Below are 25904 nucleotides of genomic sequence, written 5' to 3'. Positions count from 1 at the left end.
GGTACTTATGGCTGAAGAAATGGGAGTTTATGTGTTTTGTTGTATTCAAACGAGAGAGGAGAAAAGTTTCGGAACCATCGAATTTGAAGGGGAAGAAAAAGAAATCTTCACGGTCCATTATGAGGATGCGGCTATGGTAGCTGTAGAAGCACCGATTAAAATTTATCATCCGAAGAAAAAGGCACTCATGACCCATCAGCAAGTGATTTCGAGAGTCATGGAAACAGAGAGTTCTGTCGTGCCTATCAGTTTCGGTAATGTTTTTAATACGAAAGAAGATACACAAGTGCTTGCCGAAAACCTTTACCCTCAGCTGGAGAAGCTGTTTGTAGAAGTTCACAATAAAATTGAAATTGGCTTGAAGGTTATTGGAAAAAGAGAATGGCTGGAAGAGCAGATCAACCAAAACGATCGAGTGAAAAGGAAAAAAGAAACGGTGGCGAACAAATCAGAAGCAGCCGGCTATTTTGATCGGATTCAGCTCGGGGAGATGGCTCGTGATTTCTTCACCTCCATTCAGAAAGAAATCGAAACTTCTATTCATGCTCCATTGGATCAATTGGCAGAAGCCTCTCAAGTGAACGAGACGCTTGGTGAGAAGATGCTTTTGAATGGCGCTTATTTAATCGACCGAGAAAACGAAGAGGCATTTGATAAGAAAGTCAATGAGCTGCATGAACGATGGAAGCAATTTGTGGACTTTAAATATACAGGGCCGTGGGCTGCGTATAACTTTATCAACATCAAGTTGAAAGTAGAAGCCTCGTGATCCAGAAGCTATTCACTTCGCCCATCCATTTAATAAAAAAAGTCGGTGAGCATGTAAAAGAAGAAGTGGATAAGGAAATGTATGATCTTGAGCATATTCAGAAGAAACTGATTCAACTGCAAATGATGTATGAATTGGAAGAGATTTCAGAAGAGCATTATGAGGAACAAGAAGAAGAGCTGCTTATCCGCTATGAGATCGCCAAAAAGCGGGAGATGGAGCAATGGGAGAGTATGACGAAAAGGAAGTAAGGGGTTTTTACGATGGAAAGGATCCTATATTTGTATGGCATCACGCTTGAAGAAGAAGTAAGCCATGATGCATTTTCTGATCAGAAGGGGATTGATGGGAAAGATCACCTCGAAGTTCTGAATTATGGCTGGTGTTCAGCAATTGTTAGTCAGGTTGAGGACGATGAGTTTGGAGAAGAGGCACTGGAAGCGAAAACGAAGCAGATGGAGTGGGTGCAGGAGAAAGCTTATCGGCATCATGAAATTTTACTCAGCTTGAAGGATGCTGTCACTTTGATTCCGATGAAGTTTTGTACCCTCTTCCAGAATGAAGACAGCCTGGAAAAGAAGGTAAATGCACACAAAAATGAGTGGCTGACACTTTTGGAAAAATTAAAAGGCAAAGAAGAATGGAACGTGAAAATCTATAATCACCCCGAACGCTTAAGAGAACAAGTGGCGGACCATCATCCTGAGATCCAAAAGAAGAAAGATGAAATCTCACAGATGTCCAAAGGAATGCAATATTTGCAGAAGAAAAAACTCGACCAGTCCATTCAGCAGCAGGTCGGATACGAGCAGCAAAAATACGTGAAGCAATTACATAGTGATTGGGAGGCGCTATGTGAAGACACAGCAGAGAAAAAAATCTGGAATAAGAATGTCACCGGAAAAGAAGCGGAAATGTGTTGGAATGGCGCCTACTTGATAGGAATGGAAAACGTAGAAACGTTCTTGAAGGAAGTCACAACAGCGAATGAACAAGGAGAAAAAGCAGGCTGGGTGATTGAGGTGACAGGGCCGTGGCCTCCTTATCACTTTTCATCACTCTCAAAAAGTGAGGTGGGATGAGTGTCCTATCGAGAAAACTTTGAAAATCAGGAAATCGCTCTGATTGATCTATTGGATACCGTCCTCGATAAAGGAGTCGCCATTAAGGGGGATATCATCATTTCCATCGCAGGCATAGATCTTGTGTATGTAGATTTGAAAGTATTGATTTCTTCTGTGGAAACCCTTGTTCAGTCCAGCCTGGATGACTCCTTGAACTCAAAAACGATGGACAGAGAGAAGGAGGCATTGGAGCGTGTCACAAAATAATTTGGAAGAGCAGCCTTTTAAAAGCGGACGGGTAAATTTAGACCCGGACGGTGCCGAGCAAGGTCTTGCCCAACTCGTCTTAACTGTAATCGAACTGCTGCGTCAACTCGTCGAAAGACAAGCCATTCGCCGCGTGGACGGGGGGACGTTGTCGGAAGAGCAGATCGAGCAGCTCGGCGTGGCCCTTATGAACCTCGAGGTGAAAATGGACGAACTGAAAGAAATTTTTGAACTGGATGATGAAGATCTCAACATCGATTTAGGCCCTTTAGGCAATTTGTTATAAAAGGAGGCATCATAGATGTCCATCGAACACCCGACTCAATCCAACAGCATTGTGGATGTGTTAGAAACCGTTTTGGACAAAGGGGTCGTCATCGCTGGAGATATCAGGGTGGGACTTGCGGATGTAGAGCTTTTGACGATCAAAATCCGCCTCATCGTTGCTTCGGTCGATAAAGCGAAAGAGATTGGCATGGACTGGTGGGAAACGGATCCGTATTTGAATTCAAAAGCTGCTCAATCGAACACGGAAGCATTGGAGAAAGAGAACGAAGAACTGCAAAAACGCATCGAACAACTCGAGAAAACGATGCAGGAAGTCTATCAAAAATAAAAGGAGAGAAAAAAGATGAGCGAATCTAAAACACAATTGACCAATCCGACAAATGAAGGAAATGAGCAGGAGAAAAAACAAAGCAAGAGTGGTCAGCGGGTGACCCGAGCGATTGTTGGAGGAGTACTCGGGGCTGCTGCAGGACTTTTGATAAACCCTAAAAGCAAAGGGGAACAAAAAGAAACGGTGAAGAAAAAAGCACAACAAGCCGGCGAACGGTTGAAAGATCTGAAAAACCAAACGAAAGATAAAACAAAAGAAGCGGTTGGCCGAGTGAAGAACAAAGGGAAAAAGAACGCTGATAAAGAAGAGGGAAACGAAGAAACACCATCTTTGGAAGGAGCGGATCTTTCTCAGAAACAACTCCAATCCCCGGACGATGAAGCAGCTGCCACACAGGAAAAACAAGAAGCTGTAAACGATGAAGAAGATGATGATCAGACACCAGGGAAAACGACATTGATTGTGAACGACGATACCACTAAGTAGGAATGCAGAAAGAAGGGAAGAGGATGCATGGATGATATTCTACGAAACTTCGTAAAAGCAGCGAACGAAGGGGGTTTTTCCCTTGATCTTACGTTGAACGTCAAAGGTGTTTTAGTTACAGGAACGACCGTTTCTGCGAAAAAGTACCTGCAATCCTTGAGCCGGACATTTGAAGACGGCAATGAGGTGTCTCAGGAGCTGAGTGAAAAATTGTCCCGAGCCAGCGAAACGAATTTTTCACAGGAGGATATACACTTCATCCACTTGGAAGATGCGCAAGTGTACAATGGCGATGCGCACCCTACTCCTTCTGAAGAAAGTTTTTACTGGCGTGGAAAGCTTGAGGAAGTGGATGGCTTTTTTCTGGGAAAGATTGATGCTTCGGAAAAGTGACTTCCTGCTTTCATGTACCCATCATAAATCGATTTTTTAAAAATAGTCCGAGAGCTGTCATAGATTGTTGAGCTTCATGGTCTTTAATCCCGTTTTTTAAAATTTGAAAATAGCTACATGTAGTAGAGGGAAGCAAAAGCTTCTCTCTTTTTAGTGGTTTTTATTTTCAGAAAAATCTGTATATGCCATTGAATTCCAAATGGGAAGTAATATATAATACACTTAAATGTAAACGCATACATAATTTTGTAGATTGAGGAGGGTTTTTGTGAGTGGGATTTGGTTAGCTGTTGTGGGAGGCCTCGTCTTTTTTTTAGGTTATCGGTATTATTCAAAGTTCATTGCTGAAAAAATCTATCGTCTTGATCCAAACTATGTCACACCCGCCCATCAGTATAAGGATGGTGTCGATTTTGTCCCTACGAATAAATTCGTTTTGTGGGGGCATCACTTCACTTCGGTTGCAGGAGCGGCTCCTATTGTCGGTCCGGCGATTGCTGTGTACTGGGGCTGGCTGCCGGCTGTTCTTTGGGTATTGTTAGGTACTGTATTTGCTGCCGGGGTTCATGATTTCGGTACGCTCGTGTTGTCGGTGAGAAATAAAGGACAATCCATCGGTACCCTTGCGAGTAAGTTAATTGGTCAAAAAGCGAAAGTGTTGTTTTTATTTATCATTCTATTGCTTGTATTAATGGTAAACGCGGTCTTCGCCTGGGTGATTGCGAATCTATTTATTTCATTCCCAGCGAGCGTCCTATCTGTTTTCATTCAAATTCCACTAGCTATTTGGATCGGTTACAGTGTGTATAAAAAGCAAGGCAACATGTTGCTTCCATCCATTGTGGCGCTTGCAGTCATGTACTTCACGGCTATTGTAGCGAGCTATGTGCCTGTTTTACAAATCGACTTAGTCCGCTATTTTGGTGGCGAAGGTGCTTCAACATTATTTGGTTTGAATGCCACATCCATGGCCTTCTTCGTTTGGATTGTCGTGTTGATGGTATATGTGTATATCGCTTCTACATTGCCTGTTTGGAAGCTGTTGCAGCCGAGAGATTATATCAACTCGCACCAATTGATTGTAGGTCTTGGTCTTCTATATTTGGGATTGCTTTTTACAAACCCTGAAATTACGGCACCTGTAACTAATGCTTCAGCCGACACGTCCTGGTTCCCCTTGCTGTTTATTACGATTGCCTGTGGAGCGATTTCCGGCTTTCACGGTCTTGTATCGTCCGGAACGTCTTCAAAGCAGCTGAATAAAGAGACAGACGCCCGCTTTGTTGGGTACTTGGGCTCTGTCGGTGAAGGAGCTTTAGCGCTTGTCGCGATCATTGCTGTTGTTACCTTTTTCCCGACAGCTGAGGAATTCACAGCTACTTACAGCGGATTTGCCGCGGCGAGTGGTGCAGGACTTGGCGTCTTCATCCAGGGCGCTGGGCAACTGGCTTCCGGTCTCGGTATTCCTGCTTCTGTTGCTGCAACCATTGTTTCTGTCATCGTCGTCAGTTTTGCCGCAACTACGTTGGATTCTTCCGTCCGTTTGATGCGTTATATCATTGCAGAGCTTGGCACGGAATATAAGGTCACGCCACTAACAAAAACGCATGTGGCCACAACAGTTGCTGTCGTTTCCAGCGCAGCTCTCACGTTGATTCCTCAAGGTCCGAAAGGGTTCGGTTCGGGTGGATACTTGCTATGGCCTTTATTCGGAACTTCCAACCAGCTTCTGGCAGGAATCAGTTTACTGCTCGTTTCGATTTGGCTGAAACGTCAAGGGCGCAATTATTTGCCTACGATCATTCCAATGGTCTTCCTCATGTTTATGACACTATGGGCCATGATCACCCAGGTCGTAACCGAGTGGGCACCATGGAATGAAGGCAGCGACTGGATGCTGTTTACCTTCGGTGCCATTATTCTCGTTTTCACCTTCTGGATTCTCATAACAGCCGTTTCTGCGATCACAAGTAATCGTGACGATTCCATTGAGAAAAGTGCGTAATTAAAAAAGGAAGCCGGCGTCGTCGGCTTTCTTTTTTCCTTGAAAGGAGGATGGACACCATGAAAGAAATCATGATTATTCGTCCTGAGAAAGAAATAGGCATGGGATGTTGTGGAGGCATATGCAGCGATGACGATGGGGTGATCAACATGAAAGATGAATTCAAACACCATGACGAGGACCGGGAAAAGCTGGGGCAGTGGTACAGAGACATGGAAAGTAAAGGCGCTCAAGTCGATTTTGTGGATCCGAGAAACCTCCTGGCCATCCTTGTTTATTTTGTGAGACATGTCAGACGGGGAAATGTATCCATTGGGAGTGCTCTACGGTCGATTTTCTTCCGCATGCGTTACAATAGCTTGTTCGTTGACGGGACATGGATCGAAAATGAGGAGGGAGAGGCATGGAGAAAAAGTTTTCAATAAAACGGTTGATCGAATTCTATGATGAAGTGCTAAGCCTCCCTCACAAACAGGAAATTGCCAGGGAGCTGAGGGATGAGGATGATCTTTTTTTGCTCCTTGTGTATTCAGACATGTTAGGAATTCCGAACCCGGCTTTTTATTATACGTTAGAGCTGTATCCGCACATTATTGAAAAGTTTCACGATTGGCATCTTCGTATGGGGATGGAAAAGTCTCCACTGGATGGCATTCGTTGTTGTTAGAGGAGGAAGAATAATGGAAGGTTTGCAAAAGAATAAAGTCATCTTTGTTGGTGGCAAAGGGGGAGTAGGGAAGTCGACATCCTCAGCTGCGCTTGCCGTCGCGTTTGCCAAAGAAGGGCATCGCACACTTGTGGTATCTACGGACCCTGCCCATAACCTTGGTGATATTTTTCATGAAAAAGTCAATCATGAGAAGACGGCATTAATGGAAAACTTATGGGGAATTGAAATCGATCCACTCCAAGAATCGAAACGGTACATTGCAGGTGTGAAGGATAATCTCGAGGGTTTAGTTAAATCCAAAATGGTGGAGGAAGTCCACAGGCAGATCGATATGGCGAGTGCATCTCCGGGAGCGGATGAAGCGGCTTTATTCGACCGTTTGATTTCTATCATTCTTGAAGAGGCGGAACACTTTGATAAGATCGTGTTTGATACCGCTCCGACGGGACACACCATTCGTTTACTGACGTTACCTGAGCTCATGAGTGTTTGGATCGACGGAATGCTTGAGCGCAGGAAAAAGATCAATGACAATTACACGCAGCTGTTGAATGATGGCGATCCTGTTGATGATCCGATTTACGATGTGCTGCAGCGCAGGAAAGAAAAATTTGCTGCTGTGAGGGAAGTGATCCTCGATCCTGTTCAGTCTGGATTTGTTTTTGTTTTGATTCCGGAACGGCTCCCGATACTTGAAACAGAACAGGCGATCCGTAAATTACAGCAGCATAATTTGAGGGTAAAGACCTTAATCATCAACAAAGTATTGCCAGATTATGCAGATGGTGAATTTCTTGCAAAGAGACGGAAACAGGAAGAAACGTATTTGGAGGAAATAAGAAGGAAATTCAAGGAACAGCACCTCATCCAAATTCCTTTATTTGAAGAAGACGTGTCCGACATGAACAAACTAAAAACCTTCTCAAGCAACCTGAGTGAAGGAGTAAAGGCACAGTGATGCTTTAATTTCCATTATCTGTATGACCTGGTGCACCAAAAATATCCAATTTAAATAAAAAAAAAGCGCGCAGTCAGTTTGTTTTTGCATGACTGTGCGCTTTATCGTTTGTGTGGATAAACGATTTGTTCATCCATATTCTTGATTTCCATCTGCGCAGCATAAGGATGCCGCGCAGCCATTCATCGACGATGAACCCGATCCAGATTCCCATCAGTCCATAAGCCAAGTGGAGGCCGAATATCCAGGCGAGGGTCACTTGAATTCCCCACATCGACAGAATTCCGACGATGACAGGATAGCGTACATCGCCGGCTCCTCTCAGTGAGTTGATGACGACAAGGTTGAAGGCCCGCCCCGGCTCTAGTAGAACCGTTAGAAGTAATAAGGTTCCTCCCGTGGCGATAATGGTTGGATCGTCTGTGAATAGTCCCAGCAGAAAATTGCTGGAAAAGTAGAACAGGACGGCAACGGATAAGGAGATGACGATCGCTAACTTCAAGCTTCGAATACATTGCCGGTACGCTTTTTCTGTCTCTTCTGCACCAATATGATGACCGATCAAGATCTGCGTTCCTTGTCCGATGGCGATGGAGCATAAAAATATGAACATCATCAAGTTTTGGGCGTACACTTTCGTCGTGATCGCGGTCGCTCCCAGTTGGGCTACAAAATAAGTGATGACCATCTGACTGGCATTGTAGGAAAGCTGTTCCCCCGCGGACGGTACCCCGATATGGAGCAGGTTTTTAAGGTGTTCTCTTTCATAATGGTAAAAAGAACGCCAGGGCAGATCTCCAGATATACGCTTGATGAGGAGGAGAAGCAGCACGAGAAAACCGAATGCTCTCGAAATCGCTGTTACATAGGCGACCCCTTCGACGCCAAATACAGGAAGACCGAATGGACCGAAAATGACAAAGTAGTTGCCGATGACATTCAAAATATTCATGCCGATCGTGACATACATCGGGTCTTTCGTATGTCCATAGCTTCTAAGTAAAGCCCCGATGGTCATAAGCATCGCCTGTACAAAAATGAGTCCGCCGACAATATTCATGTATCCTTTGGCGTCCGCCATCAAAGAGACAGGCAAGTCCATGATATTCAGGATCTGTTCGCTGAATACAAAGAGACCAAGGCTAAGAAGAAGGGAAAACCATAAGTTGACGCTGAGTGAAGTGACGGTTATGCTTCCCGCTTCTTTCTTTTGCTCGGCTCCGAGGTTTTGCGCAACTAAAATCGCCGCTCCTGTTGCCACGAACCCGAACATGACGATGACAACAGATAAGATTTGATTGGAGACTCCGACGGCGGCTACGGCATCGTCGGAGTATTGACTGAGCATGAGTGTGTCGGCGTTGCCCATTAACATGTGAAGCAGAACTTCAATAAAGATCGGCCATGTGAGGGCGAACAGTGTCATTTTTTTAGCTTGAGTCATGGAAAGACTCCTCTACATTACTTTTTCTCCAAAATCAAATAGCCAGATGCACTTAACGTTGCTGCTTCTTTATTTACTGTAGAGTTCTGATCACGGTCAATGATTCTTGTTGATGTGACATCCTCTATAGAAATGGAATCAGAGGTTAGGTTGATCAAGAACAATAAGGACTGCTCGTCTGATTTCTTTTCATAAGCCAGGATGTTATTCCCGTAATCGACGAAAGAGAACCGTCCTTCATTACCAAATGCGGGTTCTGATTTTCGAAGGTCGATCAGTTTTTGAATGAAGTGGAACAACTCATGATCTTGATCTTCTTCTTCCCATATCATGCATTTGCGGCAGCCAGGGTCTTCCCCGCCTGTCATCCCAATCTCATCTCCGTAATAGATGCAAGGCGTGCCTTCATAGGAAAGCTGGAACAGGTACATCAACTTCGCCGCTTTTTTATCGCCATCTGCATAAGTCAAAACTCTAGGGGTGTCGTGGCTGTCAAGCAAGTTGAATGCGACTTCATTGACTGATACAGGATACATATGCTGGACATGGGACAATACATTCTTGAATTGCTCGAGCGTTATCTTTTTCTTTGCAAAAAAGTCGATGACCGCGTTTGTGAACGGATAGTTCATGACCGCATCGAATTGATCGCCTTGAAGCCATGGCATCGAGTCATGCCAAATTTCACCAAGGATGTAAGCGTCTGCTTTGGCTTCCTTGACGGTTTGGCGGAACTCCCGCCAAAAGGCATGGTCCACTTCATTCGCGACATCCAGTCGCCACCCGTCGATATCAAACTCTTCAATCCAATAGCGCGCCACTTTCAGAAGGTAATCTTTAACCTCAGGGTTCTCTGTATTGAGCTTTGGCATGCTCGATACATAGGCGAACGTATCGTAGTTCGGGACAGGATCTGTGATGACTTTTTCTTCCCTTAAATGAAACCAGTCCGCATAATCAGAATCGGATCCTTTTTTCAATACGTCTTGAAAAGGTTCGAAGTAGTAACCGCTGTGATTGAAAACAGCGTCCAACATGACACGGATGCCCCGTTGATGACACTCTTTCACAAGCTTGCGGAACGTTTCTTTATCCCCAAATTGAGGGTCGATCTCCATGTAGTCGATCGTATCGTATTTATGGTTGGAATGAGCCTTGAAAATCGGTGTGAAGTAAATACCGTTGATGCCGAGTTTCTCCAAGTGATCAAGGTGATCCACGACGCCCTGGAAATCTCCTCCGAAAAAGCTTGTAGGGGTAGGGTCTACGCTTCCCCACGGCAAGGTCCCCTCAGGATCGAGAGAAGAATCTCCATTGGCGAACCGTTCTGGGAAAATTTGATACCATACCGTATCTTTCACCCATTCCGGAGCCTGGAAGACATCGATACTATTCAAGAAAGGGAAACAAAAATGGTATGCCGTATCATCTAAGGGCACCTCATCGTAAAAGCCTTTTTCGGTGTAGACCGTCTCTTCTTTTCCATCTTGTAGTAAAAAGGAGTAACGGAGCCTGCGGAAAGGAGGTTCCACCGTGACAAACCAATAATCGAAAAGTTCATCGGAACCGGACTTTTCCATCGACTTTTGTTCCGTTTGCCAACGTCCATCCGCCCAATCGTAAGGATCCCCGTGAATAAGCTGGACACGATCGATATCCTCTTTTTTTGTACGTAAGCGAATGTGGATGGTCTTTGCATCATACGCGTAAGCATAGTTATTCTTCGGTCTGTGGTAGACAGCTTCTTTGAACATGATCATCATCCTTTCTGAACAATCGTTTGCACATATTTATACGTTTCTACTAAATAAAACTATAGAAGATAGATAGGGAAGTCAACGGATATGTGAAAGCGTTAACGTAGATTTTATAAATATTGACAAATATTTTCATAATTTTATAAGAAAACGCTTGCAAATCTATTTTTAGTTTGTATAATAAGAATCAAGATGTGTGCAATCGGTTTCACAGGATTGCCGATCATATCCATTAGGAAACTATTAGGGGGAGTTAAGCATGAAAAAGTGGTTGAGTTTGTTGTTTATCGCTTTTCTTACAGTTGCGATGCTGGCTGCGTGTGCACCGGATCGTGAAGAGGAAGCGAGTGGAGATTCAGGAAGTGATGACACGTCATCTGAAACATCTGAAGATGGCATGCCGGAGAAACCTGAAAAACTAGTCGTTTGGGAAGATAAAGATAAAGGTGTTGGCCTTGAGCCTGCCATTGCTAGTTTCGAAGAGGAGCATGGCATTGAAGTTGAATTCAAAGAGTTGGATATGGCGACGAAAATGGGAGAACAGCTTCGTCTTGACGGACCAGCTGGGACAGGCCCAGACGTTTTGACATTGCCACATGACCAAATTGGTCAGTTCGCAATTGAAGGTCTGCTTGCTCCAATTGAAGTGGACAGTTCTGTGACAGATCTTTATACAGAAGCTTCTATCCAAGCACAAACATACGATGGAAACCTTTACGGACTTCCAAAGTCTACAGAAACTCCGGTTTTCATTTATAACAAAGAACATATGACAGAAGTACCGGAAAACTTCGAAGATCTATTCGAGTTCTCCAAAGAATTTAATAATGGCGATCAGTACGGCTTCTTAGCTCTATGGGATAACTTCTACTTCGGTAACTCTGTCCTTGCTGGTTACGGTGGATATGTATTCGGTGAAGAAGGCGGAGCATTGAACCCTCAAGACCTTGGTTTGAGTAACGAAGGCGCTGTTGAAGGTGCTCAGTACATTCAAAAATGGTATGAGGAAGTCTTCCCATCCGGCATCATTGGTGAAAGTGGCGGTTCTGCGAAAGATGGACTTTTCCAAGAAGGTAACGTTGCTTCTATGATGGACGGCCCATGGGCTTACCAAGCTTTGAACGAAGCAGGAATCGACTATGGTGTGGCACCACTCCCGAAGCTTCCTAATGGGGAGTACCCACAAACATTCGTTGGTGTGAAAGGCTGGCACATGTCTGCTGCTTCTGAAAACAAAGAGTGGGCGACAGAGTTGATCAAGTGGATCACTAACGAAGAGAACGCGAAAATCCGTTATGAAGAAACGAATGAAATTCCTCCAGTGATATCATTGATCGAGGATCCGATCATTGCGGATAACGAAAAAGCACGTGCCGTTGCTGTTCAATCTGAGCGCGCCGTTCCAATGCCGAACATCCCACAAATGGGAGAAGTTTGGGAGCCGATGGCACAAGCTCTGCAAGTTGTAGCTACAGGTAAAGCTCAACCAGAAGAAGCATTGACGGAAGCACAGGAAACAATCAAAACACAAATTGAGTTGAATCACTCAGGAAACTAAGATCGGGCAGAGCCATACCCATCTGTCGGGTATGGCTTTTCCTTATCAATGAGAAGTCTTATAAAAAGTGCTGGATAGATAGAAAGGAGATTGAACATGGGGGAACGTCAACCGAAGTCCAACTATGAGGGAAAAGGCCATGGTCCATCCAAGAAAAATAAGAAACAAGATCCTCAAGGGACGAATCACCGTAAGATTGCTTTAGCGCTCTCGATTATTCCTGGTTTTGGACAGTTTTATAACAAACAGTGGCTGAAAGGTTCTGCTTTTTTCATTTTAATGGCCTCTTTTTTCATAGCCTTTTCCGACTTGTTACAATTCGGATTTTGGGGTCTGATTACGCTTGGAACCGATCCCAGTTATGACCATTCCATCGTTTTGCTGGTAGAGGGCATACTGACTTTGATCGTCACTATTTTGGGATTAGGCGTCTATGCGTTTAACTTAAGAGATGCTTTTAAAGTGGGAAAACAAAGAGACCTGAATGAAGCACCGAACTCGATTAGGCAACAATATCAAAACCTGGTAGGTGGGGGCTTCCCTTACTTGATGATGACACCGGGCTTTCTATTACTCGTGTTTGTCGTCATTTTTCCGATCTTATTCGTTGTTCTACTATCCTTTACAAACTATGATTTGTATCACTCACCGCCTGCGAACCTCGTAGACTGGGTGGGCTTCCAGAACTTCATCGAGATTTTCAATATTCCAATCTGGCGTGACACGTTCTTCAGTGTATTGGCCTGGACGGTTATTTGGACGTTTGGAGCGACGACACTGCAAATTGCTCTCGGTATTTTCCTAGCCGTATTGATGAACCAAAAGGGCATCGTTCTTCAGAAGACGATCCGTACAATTTTCATTCTGCCTTGGGCCGTTCCGGCTTTCGTATCCATCCTCGTTTTTGCAGGAATGTTCAACGAAACGTTTGGTACGATTAACCGCGATATTTTGGCTGTATTTGGACTTGGGGATATCCCATGGCTCACAAATCCGACCTATACGAAGATCGCTTTGATCATGATTCAGACGTGGCTTGGGTTCCCGTTCATTTTTGCGATGGTTACGGGTGTTTTGCAGTCGATTCCAAATGAATTGTATGAAGCAGCGGATGTGGATGGCGCATCGATTTTCCAGAAATTCAAAGGCATTACGCTTCCGCTCGTGTTGTATGCAACAGCACCTATCATGATTACTCAGTACACATTTAACTTCAACAACTTTAACGTCATCTTCCTCTTCAATGGAGGAGGTCCAGCCGTTCCAAACCAGAATGCGGGCGGAACAGATATTTTGATTTCCTGGATCTACAACTTGACGATGACATCTGCCCAATACGGAAAAGCGGCAGCGATTACGATGATCCTGTCCTTGATTGTCATTACCGTAGCTTTGTGGCAGTTCAGAAGAACGAAATCATTCCAAGAAGAGGATATGATGTGATATGAAAAATAACAAACGCGTGTTACAGCTGACGTTTTCGTACATTGTGATTTTGGCGATGGTCGCGATTATCCTATACCCGATTCTTTGGATTGTCGGATCATCCTTTAACCCGGGGAACAGTTTATCAGGTTCTTCCATCTTTCCGAGCAATGCAACGTTGAAACACTATAAAGAGTTGTTCGACCCGTCACAAAGTGACTATTTGATCTGGTATTGGAATACGATTAAGATTTGTGTCTTGACGATGCTATTCTCCGTTGCACTCGTATGTATGACCGCCTACTCTTTCTCAAGGTTCCGTTTTGTCGGTCGTAAAAATGGGTTGATGACATTTTTGATTCTGCAAATGATTCCGAACTTTGCAGCTTTGATTGCCATCTATGCACTGGCGAACCTGACAGGGTTGCTTGACACCCACCTTGCGTTGATTCTCGTTTACACAGGTGGAGCGATTCCGATGAATACGTACTTGATGAAAGGGTATTTGGATACGATTCCGAAAGAGCTGGACGAATCGGCTCGTATGGACGGCGCAGGAAACTTCCGTATTTTCTGGCAAATCGTTATGCCGCTTGCAAAGCCGATGATTGCCGTCATCTGTCTGTTTACGTTTATTACGCCATTCACAGACTTTATCCTGGCTCGGATCCTTCTTCGTTCAGAAGATAAATTCACACTTGCGGTTGGACTTTATGAAATGATTGCCGATCAATTTGGGAATGAATTCACATTGTTCGCTGCTGGATCTGTATTGATTGCTGTACCGATTTCTTTGCTGTTCTTGTCCTTGCAGAAATATTTCGTTACTGGATTGACAGCAGGGGGTACGAAGGGATAACCTTGAAGACATATGTATGGAAGGAGAAGCGGAGCAGCCCTCCGGTTCTCCTTTTTTTATTAGAAAAGTTGAAAGCGTCCTCATGATATAATGGACATAGTATGTAAATAGAAGGTGAAAGTTATGGCAGTAACCATTAAAGAAGTGGCCAAAGCGGCAGGAGTAGCTCCATCAACCGTGTCCCGTGTCATCGCAGACCATCCTAGAATCAGCCCAGCTACGAAAAAACGAGTGAAAAAAGCCATGAAAGATATGGGGTACCACCCAAATGCCAATGCACGGAACCTCGCGAACCGGTCGACGCAATCGCTCGGTGTCGTCATGCCTTCCAGTGCAGACAAAGCCCTGCAAAACCCGTTCTTCCCGGAGGTTCTGCGTGGCATCAGTGCGGTGGCTCATGAGCTTGATTACTCTATGCTTTTATGTACAGGAGAAACGGATGAAGAAATGCTTGAAGCTGTCAAACGCATGGTGTTCAGCAATCGGACAGACGGCATCATCCTCCTTTATTCACAAGTGGATGACCCGATCATGGAATTTTTATTAGAACAGAATTTTCCTTTTGTTATCGTCGGTAAACCGGCGGCACGTGTGGATGAAATTACGCACGTGGATAATGATAACATCCGGGCCGGCAAAGAAATTACCAACCATCTGATTGAAATTGGTCACGAATGTATTGCGTTTATCGGTGGTTCCGAGGATCGTATCGTAACGATTGATCGCATGCGCGGGTATGAACTGGCCCTGAAAGAAGCTGGATTGCCGTACTTGGATGAGTACCGTATTCATACAGAATTCTTGAAGTCAGGTGGACGCCACGCCGTTCATGAGTTGTTTGCTCTACCAGAACCCCCGACAGGCATTGTTATTGCCGATGACCTGATGAGTATCGGTGTTGTGAATATGCTTGAAGAATTCGGAAAACGTGTGCCGGATGATATCTCGATCGTCAGTTTCAACAATGTGTACTTATCAGAAATTACGCGTCCCCCACTGACGACTGTCGATATTCATATTCATGGACTAGGCAGTCAGGCGGCTAAATGCTTGATTGAAAAAGTGAAAAACAAAGAGGAACCAGCGAAAAGGATCATCGTCCCTTTCGATATCAAATATCGCTCCTCCACAAAAGAAGTAAATAAACCACAGTTGGAAGGCTAACCTTCCAGCTGTGGCTTTTTTGCGCTGTGAAGTCGTTTGGAATTGTAAGGAAATGTAAGACCTGGTCACCCAGGAACCAGGTCTTACATTTTATACCATTTAATTCTTTGTTGGTGCGCCCATAGTCTATCTCGTAAGTGTAGGAATAAGCACGCTTCTACCTGGCGTCATTCCTAAAAGAAATCATTGTATCTTCTTATATCCTGAGTGGCTCAAGAAGAGATGTATAAGTTGTTTTTTACACCCATATTTTGTAAGACCAGGTCATCCAAATCTTGGATGACCTGGTCTGTATATAATTTCCTCCTTCTTTTTTCCTTGTTTTTTTGCATGTTGGCGCAATCTTCGGTACTCTAGTAGAGTTGAACGTTTATGAATTAAGAGAGGGATTTACTATGAGTAAGGTAAAACGAAATGACCCATGTCCATGCGGGAGTGGGAAAAAATATAAAAAATGCTGCATGAACAAGACCGACGAAGGTGTGGGATCTACAAGCCTTCATGAAGAGTTGAAAAGCCACTACAGCCACTTTATGGCCTATGTGAACCGGAACTATCCGAATGTTACACCTAACGAAGAGCGCGAAACACAAGAGGAAGAAGTAGAAGCGGCTTTCCGTATGGTACAAGGTGTTTTTATGGAACAACAAGAAGACGGATCCACGCTCTACGATGAATTCTTTGAAAAGAAGCAGGACAAAATCGTCCGTCCAGCGACTCTTGCTTCGATGGAAGCATGGAAGTCACCACTGGCTAGTGTTTTCCACGTCCAGGAGATACAGTCTGAGCAAACGGTCATGGTGGAGGATGTTTGGAGCGGTCTAACGTATGAAGTGAAGCGAGACGGTATTCCATTGAAGGAAGAAAACTATGCACACATGCCATACGTGATTGGAGTCGTATTGAAGTGGGGACCGATTTTCAATTTCGTTCCGCTGGCTATTCCAAACTATGAAGAGTCTTACCAAACCTTCAAGCAGAACGTAGAGGAAAAATACCAGCAAGCTGGATATGAGTCGATTCATGCCTACATGCAGGAAACGCTTATTGAACAGTTGAGAAACTGGATGTACATGAACGTTTCTGAAGAATCCGCAGAGGAGCAAGAATTGCAAGAACAAGAGACTGCGAAAGATGAAGTGCTCGATCTTGTCGATGATGAGCTGAAAACTGAACCAACCTTTGAACGGTTGCGTGAAGCTTGGCTGTCTTATAAACAAGAAGAAGAGCCGACGTTCCGTAAACCGGAAGTCGTTTCTGCAGCGCTTGAGCATATCTATCGTACGTCTGAAGAATTCCGCACAGAACCTGAGAAGGTGACGAAAAAAGCGGTGGCAACGAAATATGATGTCAGTCCAAGCAGCATGAGCAAGCGAATCACTCAGCTTAAAGAGTATATCGAAGGTTAATTTTTTCAAGGCTTAGAGCCCTAGGGTTCTAAGCTTTTTTTTGTAAAGTTACCGATAAAGTTCTTTAAGCAACTGATAAAAGGTGAAAAGTCACTGATAAAATGCAAAAACCCATCGATAAAATACCAAAACCCACCGATAAATAGTAGAAAGTCACTGATAAAATCCCTCTTACACTCCAGCATGAATGACAAAATGAAGGATGAAACTCTTCCTATCCGTTTTTCTTTTTTAACCCCCGTATGCATAAGGTAAAAGGGGAGGGGATTACATGAAGCGCAGCCGTTCACCGATGGTAGTCATTCTACTCCTTAGCGTCATTCTTATCCTTGCCATTGTCCTCACCATCTTCTTCATTACAAGACCCAGCCAGCGAGCAGAAAATACGATCGAACAATTTTATTTGCATGAACAACAAGGCAATTTTGCTGAATCATGGGGGCTGTTTCATTCTCAAATGAAAGAAAAATTCTCAAAAGGGCACTACATACAAGACCGGGCGCACGTGTTCATGAACCATTTCGGTGTGGAAAGCTTTGAATTTGTCATCGGTGATCTGAAAAAACAGAAACAGTGGACGATGGAGAAAGGGTCAAAACCTTTAAGTCCGGTCTATTTTGCGACTGTCATTCAAACGTATAAGGGGAAGTATGGACTCTTCCGTCTGCATCAAGAAGTGTATGTGGCAGAGGAAAAAGGGAAGTGGAAGATCTTGTGGGACTATAACAAATAAAGAAAAGCTTCCTACCAAAGAGTAGGAAGCTTTTCATGTCATGCGGCTTCATTCGCGGCTTTGAGCTGTTCCACCGTCACTTTGTATTCGTTTTGAGGGTCGAAGATAAAGAGATAGTCTCCATCTGTTTCAGCGGTGAAGCGGAGGTTGTCCCCTTCGAGCCATTCGCCGTCCCGCACGAATTTATACTCCACTGTGTCCCCTGCTTTCAATTCAACCGGTGCACTTTTCCAAAGGGCATCCTCCGTGTCAAATGTCAGCATGGTGGCATCACTGGACCAGTCGAAGGGTTCAGAACCACGCAACACAACTTTGTTGTATTTCTTTTCTTCTGAAGGCTCCTCGTAGCGGAGCTTTCCTTTGACATCATAAATCTCAATAGAACCGGCTTCAATCGTCATTTCTAAACGGCCTTTACGACTCTTCAGCTTTTCGTCATGTAGGAGAGATTTTAGTTTTACTTTGTTCGGAGTCTGCTGGTTGTAAAGGTTGATGATATCGAGCTTTCGGTCTTTTTCCCCTAGATTCATGACGACAAGGACTTTGTCCCTTTTTACAGAACGTTCGAATACGAGGACGTCATCATCAGAGTAGATGATCTTGAAATCCCCTTTCGTTAAGGCTGGTTGCTCGTTTCTTATCTCAATCAACGCTTCGTAGTGAGAGAGGACATCCTCATTTTGCTTGTCTTCATCCCAAATCATCATTTCTCGGTAGTAGCGGTCTTTCCACTCGTTCACCTTGGTATGGTCACCACTCTGGGACAAGCCGACCTCATCCCCATAGTAAATGATTGGTGCACCAGGTAAGGTGAATTGTAACGCCGCTGCGTTTTTCAGTGTTTCTTCATTTCCATCTGCTTCAAACAAAAAGCGTGGCACATCGTGGCTATCTAAAAAGGTAGCTGCGACGAATTCGTCGCCATAGGTTCCGAAAGTCTTCTCAAGCGATGAAGCTAGTACGTTGACTGAACCATCTTGAATGAATGCATTGGTCATGGCTGAATGCGTTTCAAAATCAATGGCTCCATCCAACTTACCTTTGTAGGAAGAGATGGTATCCAGATTGTCCCACACTTCTCCGAATATGAACGCATCTTCATCCAGTGATTTGACTTTGTGACGGAAATCGACCCAGAAGCTTTGGCTTGGACCTTTGGCATAATCCAGGCGGAAGCCGTCGACCCCAATTTCGTTCATCCAGAACGGGACTACCTCATTCAGCATGTATTCGCGTGTTTCAAGGTGATCGTTGTTCAACTCAGGCAGTTCTTTGATGCCATAAAACGTATCATATTCATCCGGGTAATTTGTGAAGGTGTACCAGTCATAGTAAGGACTGTCGGGACCTTTTTCTAACGCATCCTGGAAAAAGTCGTGCTGATCGGATGTATGGTTCGGAACGAGATCATAAACGACTTTCATATCGTTATCATGTGCTTCTTCCACCAGTTCTTTCATGAGCTCGTTGCTGCCAAAACGAGGATCGATGTTCATGAAGTCTGTCGGATGATACCCATGAGAATAAGGTCCTTCATAAATGGGTGAAATCCAAAGAGTATTCACACCAAGATCCTCAATGTAGTCGATCTTTTCAAGGACACCTTGAAGGTCTCCCCCCATCCAGCCTTTCAACTGTTCATCGTACTTCTGATCAGGATTCACAGACGTATTGTTCTCCTCACTTCCATCGCGGAAACGATCGACGAACACTTGATAGATGACGGCTTCTTTCGCCCATTCAGGAGATTCATAGGTGTCAACATAATAGGCAAATTCAGTCGCTTCTTCAGAACTCAATCCATTGTTATCGGCAAATTGAGAGCCGTCACTGTTGGAGTTCCACACATCAAGTTTATACTTTACACGTGTCTCTTTTTTCTGAGCAGGGATGACGCCTTCCATGACGGACGTTTTCAATCCATCTGCACTTTCTGATGTCGATGTCACCTGTAAGGGTACCGTCTGTCCTTGAGCAGCTTCTCCTCGTTTTCCATTTGGAGTGGTACCGTCTGTCGTGAAGTAAATCGCTCCCTGGTCGATCGGACCAAAATGTTCGACTTCGACTTTAACGTTTACATCGTCACGATGACTTGGGACGTATGGGGTATGGTTATAGTCGTGTGTAACGGATTGAGCGACAGGGATTTTCTTCCATTGGGTAACTGTATCCTTTTTAGTTTCACCCGCGGTCGTTAGTGTTGTGGTGCGTGGTTCAGAAAGGTCTTCTTTATAAGACTCACCGGCAAGACTGTAAAAATAGGAAACTTCTTCACCGGCATCCCCTACAATTTTAGCCGTGTACGTCTGGTTTGATGCTTTCTTCATAGGAGCGGCTGTATAATGGAAGTCATTTTTGCTTGAAGCGATTGTAGGGGTGACCCATTCTGGTGTTCCCTCAGGGACTGTGAGCTCAAGCTCCACGCTCGCTTCGTAAGTATCAGCAAGACGAACATCAACGGTGCGCTCGTCTTCAGGGTGAAAAGCAAAAATGTATTCGGCATCCTGTGGAGCGGTGAACGTCAAGTTTGCTCCTGGCATCCATTTTCCATCATAAACAAACTTGAATTCGGTCACTTTTCCTCCTTCTAAAGCGATCGGGCTGCTGAGCCAGACCCCTTCATCCGACTTGTAAGTAAGAGGATTGTCATTTGAACTCCAATCTAAGGTTTCTGCATTTCCTCGTAATACAACCTCTTCGTATGTTTTGGCATCCGCATATGCAACCGGTTGCGCAAAAGACAAAAATAAAAGTACCAATCCGATTAGCCAAATCCAACGTTTTTTAATCAAACGTATCCCGTCCTTTCAAAGGTATAAGTGAAATCGCTTTCATGTTAAAGGAGTTATAAAAGATTGTCTATAGGGCAATAGGATTAAATGTCAGAAAAGAAAGAAAAGTTCTGATTACTCCAACAGTAAACGGAACCAATAGATACCTAATTTTACATATTCGCCGAACGTCAATTTTTTCTCATGTTCCGTCATTCCATCCGAAGGATCAAAGGAAGAGGAGGCAAAGGAATAATCCAACTCTATTTCGTTGTCGTAAATGTCATTGAATGTCATCTTCGTACGTCTGGAGTGGAAATCACTTGTGACAACAACGGCAGAATCAAAACCTTCTTCCTGCATAATATCTTTCGAAAGTGTTGCATTTTCATATGTACTGGTAGCAGAAGGCTCTTCGAAAATGACGTCTTGAGGGACCCCTCTATCCCTGGCGTCTTCCGGTGTTGTTCCATTTTCCCTGGAATTCGTCAAAATCAGATGACTGGCATAACCTTGATTATAAAGGTCAGCTGCATGGGCAAGACGGTCCTCACTTCCGCTCAGCACGATGATCGCATCATATTCTTTAGAAGAGTTCAAAGAACCTTCAACCATGAGGAACTTCGGACCCAGAAGAACTGGAATGATCACTGCCGCTGATAAGAATAGAATGAATAGTAAAAAGGACAAGAGGATGATTTTTTTCATTTTCTTTATATCAGATGTCATAAAGAACCTCCAAAATTTGTATAAAGTCATAGACTAGTATATATCTCCTCAGAAAATTTTGAAACCTATGATTGTTTTACTTGTATAATCTTGTCGAATTTAGTAACATATATTGTAAAAGTTTTGTTTGAATTGTTTGTTAAATTATTGTAAAGTTTATTCAAAATACGAGGAAGAGAAAGGGTAGAGAGATATGGTACAACCTGATGATCGCATTGCCACTCCAGGGCAAATTGTAACTTTCGAGAGAAATGATATCATTTTCAAAGGCAAAGTCATTCCGAGTCAATGTCAACAATCGGTTATCGTAGATTTGACGATTATGGATAACTTAGATGAAATCGATTTCGAATACGACAGGACGGTTGTGGCTCATACCAATTATCGTATTATTGAAGAATGAATGTGAAGACCTTTTCTCTAGGAGAAAGGGTCTTTTTTTCTTTTTTATCTAGTCCGTTGTGCTGTTTTCATTGGGGTGTATCTCTTATAAACTGAAAGAAAAAGAATAGGTGTACGGATCAAGGAGGGTATTACGAAAGGATGCATTCATTTGGGATTGACTAAGATTATATTAGATCATCTGGAATTTTCCATTAAGGCGCGCTACAGTGTGAGAATAGATAAAACCATTGTAGTAGAGCCGTTGATTCGAATTACAGAAGATACATTTCATTGTTTTGTTCATGATGAGCCGGTCATTCACTGTATTTCCATACATAATTCAGACACCCCCACTCCCTTAACTTACAGGGGCCCATACAAGCTTGATCGGACGAATGGTCTGCTCATATTCAGACTCTGTTCATAGCTACGCTCTAAGTTCATAGGGCTGATCATAATAAAACACCAGCTTCTCTTTAGCAGAAGCTGGTGTTTATTATACTGAGAATGGTTCAGGAAGATAAGGAATCCTCTTCAGAGGGTTCTTCATTTATTTTCAAAGCAGTCTTTATTTTATCTGACAGTTCATTCACACTTCCGTCATAAGGAACAAAATAAAAGAGACCGTCTTCCAATCGTTTGTTTTCTCCTTCAAGTGTCAACGTCTGAGTAGAAGGGTCTTTCGATGAAAAAGCTTGCTGAAAGGCGAAAGCTTCCTTCACGGAAAGATTCGTCTGGACATTTTTACTGACGACATCAGCAAATTCATCTGCTTTAAAAATATTTCCCGGGGAGAGAGCTTCTTCTATACTTGCTTTAATGAATTGCCGTTGTCTTTCATCTCTTGGGTATTCGATGGCCACGTCCCGCTTTCTCATTCTTACAAAAGCAAGAGCTTCTTCTCCATCCATTTTCGTTTCCCCTTTGGTAAACTCAATTCTTTTGTCGTATTTCAGGTGGCTACGCTCCCAGAATCCTTCTTTAACATCTACGGTTACGCCACCCAGCACATCCACAATCTCAGCAAATCCTTCGAAATTGACCGAAGCGTATTTATCGATGGGGACGTCTAAATACTCTTCGATGGTTTCAATCGTCAACTTCTCAGCGCCATAGCCTGTGATTTCACCGAGGGTGTACGCTGCATTGATTTTGTGGGAGCCCGCATACTTTTCCCCGACCTTACTTGCAGGGATGTCTACCTTTAAGTCTCTCGGAATACTTGTCATTGTCATATCTTTCGTATCCGGATCAATGGTCAGAACAATTTGAGTATCTGCTCTTCCTGCCTGTCCATCCGAGGAATAATCTTCGACCCCAAGAAGAAGTATGGAAATCGGTTCGTCTCCGATATCAACTGCTTCTTCACGTAAATCCGATTTTTCACCTCGATCAAGACCTTCATAAGATGCTGTATATACTTGCGACACATAGTAGAAAATTCCACCGATGGTCAATCCGAACAAAAGAAGAAGCATGAATGCGATGCGTCGTTTCTGTTTCTTTTTGCGTCTACGAACGCGAATGATTCGTTTAGCCAATGTTTGTCACCTCTATTTTAACCTCTCAGCTTTTCATTCTACCACATATGAAAACAACCCAATGACCTCGGTCTTTTGTTGTGGAAAATGTAAAAGGATTGACATAAACGCATCATTATTTTTCGCCCATGTTTCGGTTATATTTCTTCTTTTTCAAGGATGAGATAATTCATTTCTTTACGATCGATTTCACGGTAACGTTTATAGTTGAACTGATAAAAGATCAAGCCGATAAGAATCCAAACAGCCAAAGCGATGTAGGACTCTCTTCCAAGGGACGCAGGAGACCATGGGATTAAGAGAAGAGCTAAGAAACATAAAGAACTGAGCATTCCGATCAGGGATAAAAACTTCCTGAACGGGTCATAGGTTGCCTTTTGATCAGGCTCATCTGGATGCTTCTTCCAGCGGAAGAACTTAAAGGCGGTAGCCGTGCAAAAGAAGTAAGCAATAGCAACCCCGGTAGAAGACATGTCTACAACCCATAACAATGCTTCGCGACCGAACCATGGAGCAATGAGACAAACGAACATCGTAAATAAAATTCCGATATAGGGCGTCTTGTGTTTAGGATGAAGTCTTCTGAATAGATCAGGAAGGATCCGGGCCCTCCCCATGGCGAATGTTAATCGACTGGCAGATATATAAAACCCGTTAAGTCCAGTGAAAATGCCCATACATACAGATGCTGCGATAAGCCAGACGCCTATTCTCCCCAAATAACTTTGAATCGCATCTCCTGTTCCCCACACGGATTGGGTCTGTTCGATCTGTTGTAACAGCTCCTGCCAGGGCATGGTACTTGCCGTAATAAGGATCATAGAGCTGTAAGCCAACCCTGCGGCTAACAAAGACCAAATAATTAATCGAAATGCTTTTTGTGGAGCGAAATCAAACTCTTCAGCGGCTTGAGGGATGTTATCAAAACCAACATAAGCGAAAGGTGCAATCGCTAATATGGTGACAATGGATGCGATGACTGTTTTGTCAGGTGAAAAAGGTGGCGTAATATAGGTAATGCTTGGCCCTTCCGTCCAAATAGCTCCAAGGGCTAATAAAACAATGCCTAAAATCAAAATGAGACTGAAAACAAATTGGGTTTGTCCTGAAAAACTAGCCCCTCGAATGTTCAATAAAGCAAAGACGATTAAGGCAGCGCTTGCGATGGCTACTTGGAAAATGGAGACATCGTACCCGGCCACATTGTACATATTTCCTGTTTGAATGAAGGAGGGGAATAAGAACTTTGCTAGTAAAGCTAAAGCAGACGCGTTGAGAGCGACGATACAGATGTATCCTAACGTGAGAAACCAGCCAGCCACAAAGGCGTATGTCCGTCCAAACCCAATATAAGCATAGGCGAATTCACCACCGGTCACTGGGAATTTTTCAATTAGAAAACCGTAACTAACTCCAATGATCATCATCAATACAGCTCCAAGGGAAAGTCCGATCACAACACCCATGGGCCCCGCTTGGCCAATCCAATCGGTCGGAAGGACGAAAGCTCCCCAACCAATGGCAGAACCAAAGGCAATCGCCCACACCCAGTGTGGCTTTAATGACTTTTCTAATTTCCTTCTTTCTCTCGTGGCCATATCATGATCCTCCCAAGTACAAAACAAATATCACCTTTACTTACGCAAAGGTTTTACAATCTTCAAAAAAGGCTAATCAAAAAGTAATCAAATCGTTACATGAAATCGGCTGTTCTTGTGATATAATTTTTCACGGTTAATATGGTGCTTTTCCATAGGAACTATGCATGGGAAAATGGTATTTAATATCAGCTTTTATTTCATTCGGAGAGGATATAATAAACCTGAGGAGGGTCTTTATGGAGTATAAGGCCTTGTTATTTTGCTTGATCGTTGCGGTCATCATTACGCCGTTAGTCAAGAAATTAGCAATTAAAATTGGTGCAACGGATCAACCGAACCACCGTAAAGTACACAAAAATATCATGCCACGCCTTGGTGGATTAGCGATATATATAAGCTTTGCTCTCGGTATTTTATTCTTCTTTCCCGAAAGTAACTACACCTGGCCCGTCTTAATCGGTGCTACCGTCATCATCATAACCGGGGTGTTGGATGATCTGACGGAGCTATCAGCCAAACTGAAATTGTTGGGTCAATTGCTGGCAGCGATCATTGTCGTCATGGGTGGAGTTCAAGTTGATTTCATCAATTTACCTTTTGGAGGAGAGCTTGATTTAGGTTATTTAAGCATCCCGATCACTATTTTGTGGATTCTTGCGATTACCAATGCGATCAACCTCATTGATGGTTTGGATGGATTAGCAGCAGGCGTTTCAGCGATTGCTCTATTGACGATCTCCGGAATGGCGATCACGATGGGGAATGTATTCGTTGTTTTTGCAGGGTTGATGATGTTAGGAAGTACACTTGGATTTCTGGTGTATAATTTCTATCCAGCCAAAATCTTCATGGGCGATACGGGAGCTTTATTTTTAGGCTTTATGATTAGTGTGCTCGCCCTGCTTGGATTTAAAAATGTCACCTTGTTTTCTTTTGTGATTCCGATCATCATTCTTGGTGTTCCTATATCGGACACGTTATTTGCGATTGTCCGCAGGGTCATTCAAAGAAAGCCTTTATCTGCGCCTGATAAATCTCACCTGCACCATTGCTTGATCAACCTTGGATACAGTCACCCGGAATCGGTTCTTATGATCTACGCGGTTAGTGCCCTGTTCAGTTTAGCGGCAGTCATCTTTTCGCAGGCCACCATATACGGGGCTATATCTGTTATCGCTCTTTTAGCGGTTATGATTGAATTAATCGTTGAAATAACAGGATTGGTCGGAAAAGAGTACAGACCATTATTGAACATGCTTAACGGCAATAAATCGAAGCAATAAAAAAAGCTGTTCCAG

Annotated in this window: 26 protein-coding genes; 20 read left to right on the top strand and 6 right to left on the bottom strand. The window is 43.7% G+C overall.

The genetic code is table 11. The features are described from left to right. Positions 1-7 precede the first annotated feature (7 nt). The 12 genes from ACXACN_RS11295 to ACXACN_RS11240 all read left to right on the top strand — a co-directional run bounded on the left by ACXACN_RS11295 (position 8) and on the right by ACXACN_RS11240 (position 7231). A complete protein-coding gene (locus ACXACN_RS11295) occupies positions 8-769 on the top strand; it encodes a GvpL/GvpF family gas vesicle protein (protein ID WP_474964509.1) in 762 nt (253 codons plus the stop codon). Then, entirely contained in the window at positions 766-1020 is a 255-nt protein-coding gene (locus tag ACXACN_RS11290) for a gas vesicle protein GvpG (RefSeq protein ID WP_115822815.1), read from the top strand. Before ACXACN_RS11295 ends, ACXACN_RS11290 begins: the two co-directional genes overlap by 4 nt. A 12-nt stretch (positions 1021-1032) precedes the next feature. Further along, positions 1033-1851, top strand: a complete 819-nt coding sequence (locus ACXACN_RS11285) for a GvpL/GvpF family gas vesicle protein (RefSeq protein WP_474964508.1) — start codon at positions 1033-1035, stop codon at positions 1849-1851. Continuing rightward, positions 1852-2100: a gas vesicle protein gene (locus ACXACN_RS11280; protein WP_474964507.1), complete on the top strand. Its 249-nt coding sequence runs from the start codon at positions 1852-1854 to the stop codon at positions 2098-2100. It abuts the gene before it with no gap. Next, complete coding sequence (locus ACXACN_RS11275) at positions 2087-2386, top strand: gas vesicle protein K (protein ID WP_474964505.1); 300 nt, start codon at positions 2087-2089, stop codon at positions 2384-2386. The genes ACXACN_RS11280 and ACXACN_RS11275 overlap by 14 nt, the downstream gene beginning before the upstream one ends. Positions 2387-2401: 15 nt before the next feature. After that, on the top strand, positions 2402-2716 hold the full coding sequence (locus ACXACN_RS11270) for a gas vesicle protein (RefSeq protein ID WP_474964504.1): 315 nt from the start codon (positions 2402-2404) through the stop codon (positions 2714-2716). Positions 2717-2731: 15 nt separating this feature from the next. Continuing rightward, complete coding sequence (locus ACXACN_RS11265) at positions 2732-3205, top strand: YtxH domain-containing protein (RefSeq protein ID WP_474964502.1); 474 nt, start codon at positions 2732-2734, stop codon at positions 3203-3205. A gap of 27 nt (positions 3206-3232) precedes the next feature. After that, on the top strand, positions 3233-3598 hold the full coding sequence (gene gvpU, locus ACXACN_RS11260) for a gas vesicle accessory protein GvpU (RefSeq protein WP_474964500.1): 366 nt from the start codon (positions 3233-3235) through the stop codon (positions 3596-3598). Between the two features lie 268 nt (positions 3599-3866). Continuing rightward, the gene (locus ACXACN_RS11255; protein WP_474964499.1) at positions 3867-5603 is read left to right on the top strand and encodes a carbon starvation CstA family protein; all 1737 of its coding nucleotides are present in this window, start codon (positions 3867-3869) and stop codon (positions 5601-5603) included. 59 nt (positions 5604-5662) lie between these two features. Continuing rightward, on the top strand, positions 5663-6028 hold the full coding sequence (locus ACXACN_RS11250) for a hypothetical protein (protein ID WP_474964497.1): 366 nt from the start codon (positions 5663-5665) through the stop codon (positions 6026-6028). Continuing rightward, positions 6007-6270 carry a cory-CC-star protein gene (locus ACXACN_RS11245; RefSeq protein ID WP_474964496.1) on the top strand — a complete coding sequence of 88 codons (264 nt, stop codon included), beginning with the start codon at positions 6007-6009 and terminating at the stop codon, positions 6268-6270. Before ACXACN_RS11250 ends, ACXACN_RS11245 begins: the two co-directional genes overlap by 22 nt. A 13-nt stretch (positions 6271-6283) precedes the next feature. After that, complete coding sequence (locus ACXACN_RS11240; protein WP_474964494.1) at positions 6284-7231, top strand: ArsA family ATPase; 948 nt, start codon at positions 6284-6286, stop codon at positions 7229-7231. 73 nt (positions 7232-7304) lie between these two features. Here ACXACN_RS11240 and ACXACN_RS11235 read toward each other — a convergent pair whose 3' ends face one another. Together ACXACN_RS11235 and ACXACN_RS11230 are read right to left on the bottom strand one after the other, a co-directional pair. After that, positions 7305-8675 (bottom strand): MATE family efflux transporter, encoded by a 1371-nt coding sequence (locus ACXACN_RS11235; RefSeq protein ID WP_474964492.1) that lies wholly within the window; start codon positions 8673-8675, stop codon positions 7305-7307. 17 nt (positions 8676-8692) lie between these two features. Then, a complete protein-coding gene (locus ACXACN_RS11230; RefSeq protein WP_474964490.1) occupies positions 8693-10429 on the bottom strand; it encodes a glycoside hydrolase family 13 protein in 1737 nt (578 codons plus the stop codon). A 262-nt stretch (positions 10430-10691) separates the two neighbouring features. Here ACXACN_RS11230 and ACXACN_RS11225 point away from each other — a divergent pair, with 262 nt between their 5' ends. The 6 genes from ACXACN_RS11225 (at position 10692) to ACXACN_RS11200 (ending at position 17580) form a co-directional block, all read left to right on the top strand. Beyond that, complete coding sequence (locus ACXACN_RS11225; protein WP_474964489.1) at positions 10692-11990, top strand: extracellular solute-binding protein; 1299 nt, start codon at positions 10692-10694, stop codon at positions 11988-11990. 96 nt (positions 11991-12086) lie between these two features. Beyond that, positions 12087-13433, top strand: a complete 1347-nt coding sequence (locus ACXACN_RS11220; RefSeq protein WP_474964487.1) for a carbohydrate ABC transporter permease — start codon at positions 12087-12089, stop codon at positions 13431-13433. 1 nt (position 13434) lies between these two features. After that, positions 13435-14274, top strand: a complete 840-nt coding sequence (locus tag ACXACN_RS11215; protein WP_474964486.1) for a sugar ABC transporter permease — start codon at positions 13435-13437, stop codon at positions 14272-14274. A 123-nt stretch (positions 14275-14397) separates the two neighbouring features. Beyond that, positions 14398-15438 (top strand): LacI family DNA-binding transcriptional regulator, encoded by a 1041-nt coding sequence (locus ACXACN_RS11210; RefSeq protein WP_474964485.1) that lies wholly within the window; start codon positions 14398-14400, stop codon positions 15436-15438. 395 nt (positions 15439-15833) lie between these two features. Then, the gene (locus tag ACXACN_RS11205) at positions 15834-16847 is read left to right on the top strand and encodes an SEC-C metal-binding domain-containing protein (RefSeq protein ID WP_474964483.1); all 1014 of its coding nucleotides are present in this window, start codon (positions 15834-15836) and stop codon (positions 16845-16847) included. 271 nt (positions 16848-17118) lie between these two features. After that, positions 17119-17580 (top strand): hypothetical protein, encoded by a 462-nt coding sequence (locus tag ACXACN_RS11200; protein ID WP_474964482.1) that lies wholly within the window; start codon positions 17119-17121, stop codon positions 17578-17580. Between the two features lie 38 nt (positions 17581-17618). On the opposite strand, the gene ACXACN_RS11195 is transcribed toward ACXACN_RS11200, so the two are convergent. Both ACXACN_RS11195 and ACXACN_RS11190 read right to left on the bottom strand, forming a co-directional pair. After that, positions 17619-20372 (bottom strand): alpha-amylase family glycosyl hydrolase, encoded by a 2754-nt coding sequence (locus ACXACN_RS11195; RefSeq protein WP_474964481.1) that lies wholly within the window; start codon positions 20370-20372, stop codon positions 17619-17621. A gap of 114 nt (positions 20373-20486) precedes the next feature. Then, a complete protein-coding gene (locus tag ACXACN_RS11190) occupies positions 20487-21080 on the bottom strand; it encodes a YdcF family protein (protein WP_474964479.1) in 594 nt (197 codons plus the stop codon). A gap of 193 nt (positions 21081-21273) precedes the next feature. On the opposite strand from ACXACN_RS11190, the gene ACXACN_RS11185 reads away from it, so the two are divergent. Beyond that, entirely contained in the window at positions 21274-21483 is a 210-nt protein-coding gene (locus ACXACN_RS11185; RefSeq protein ID WP_115822794.1) for a YkvS family protein, read from the top strand. Between the two features lie 493 nt (positions 21484-21976). Here ACXACN_RS11185 and ACXACN_RS11180 read toward each other — a convergent pair whose 3' ends face one another. Both ACXACN_RS11180 and ACXACN_RS11175 read right to left on the bottom strand, forming a co-directional pair. Further along, positions 21977-23005: an LCP family protein gene (locus ACXACN_RS11180; RefSeq protein ID WP_474964478.1), complete on the bottom strand. Its 1029-nt coding sequence runs from the start codon at positions 23003-23005 to the stop codon at positions 21977-21979. Between the two features lie 137 nt (positions 23006-23142). Continuing rightward, positions 23143-24603, bottom strand: a complete 1461-nt coding sequence (locus ACXACN_RS11175) for an APC family permease (RefSeq protein ID WP_474964476.1) — start codon at positions 24601-24603, stop codon at positions 23143-23145. 239 nt (positions 24604-24842) lie between these two features. Here ACXACN_RS11175 and ACXACN_RS11170 point away from each other — a divergent pair, with 239 nt between their 5' ends. Continuing rightward, positions 24843-25889, top strand: a complete 1047-nt coding sequence (locus tag ACXACN_RS11170) for a glycosyltransferase family 4 protein (protein ID WP_474964475.1) — start codon at positions 24843-24845, stop codon at positions 25887-25889. The last annotated feature ends 15 nt before the right edge of the window (positions 25890-25904 follow it).

The organism is Halobacillus sp. AWM4_238, assembly GCF_056158265.1.
This window is presented reverse-complemented; position numbering and strand designations above follow the sequence as displayed.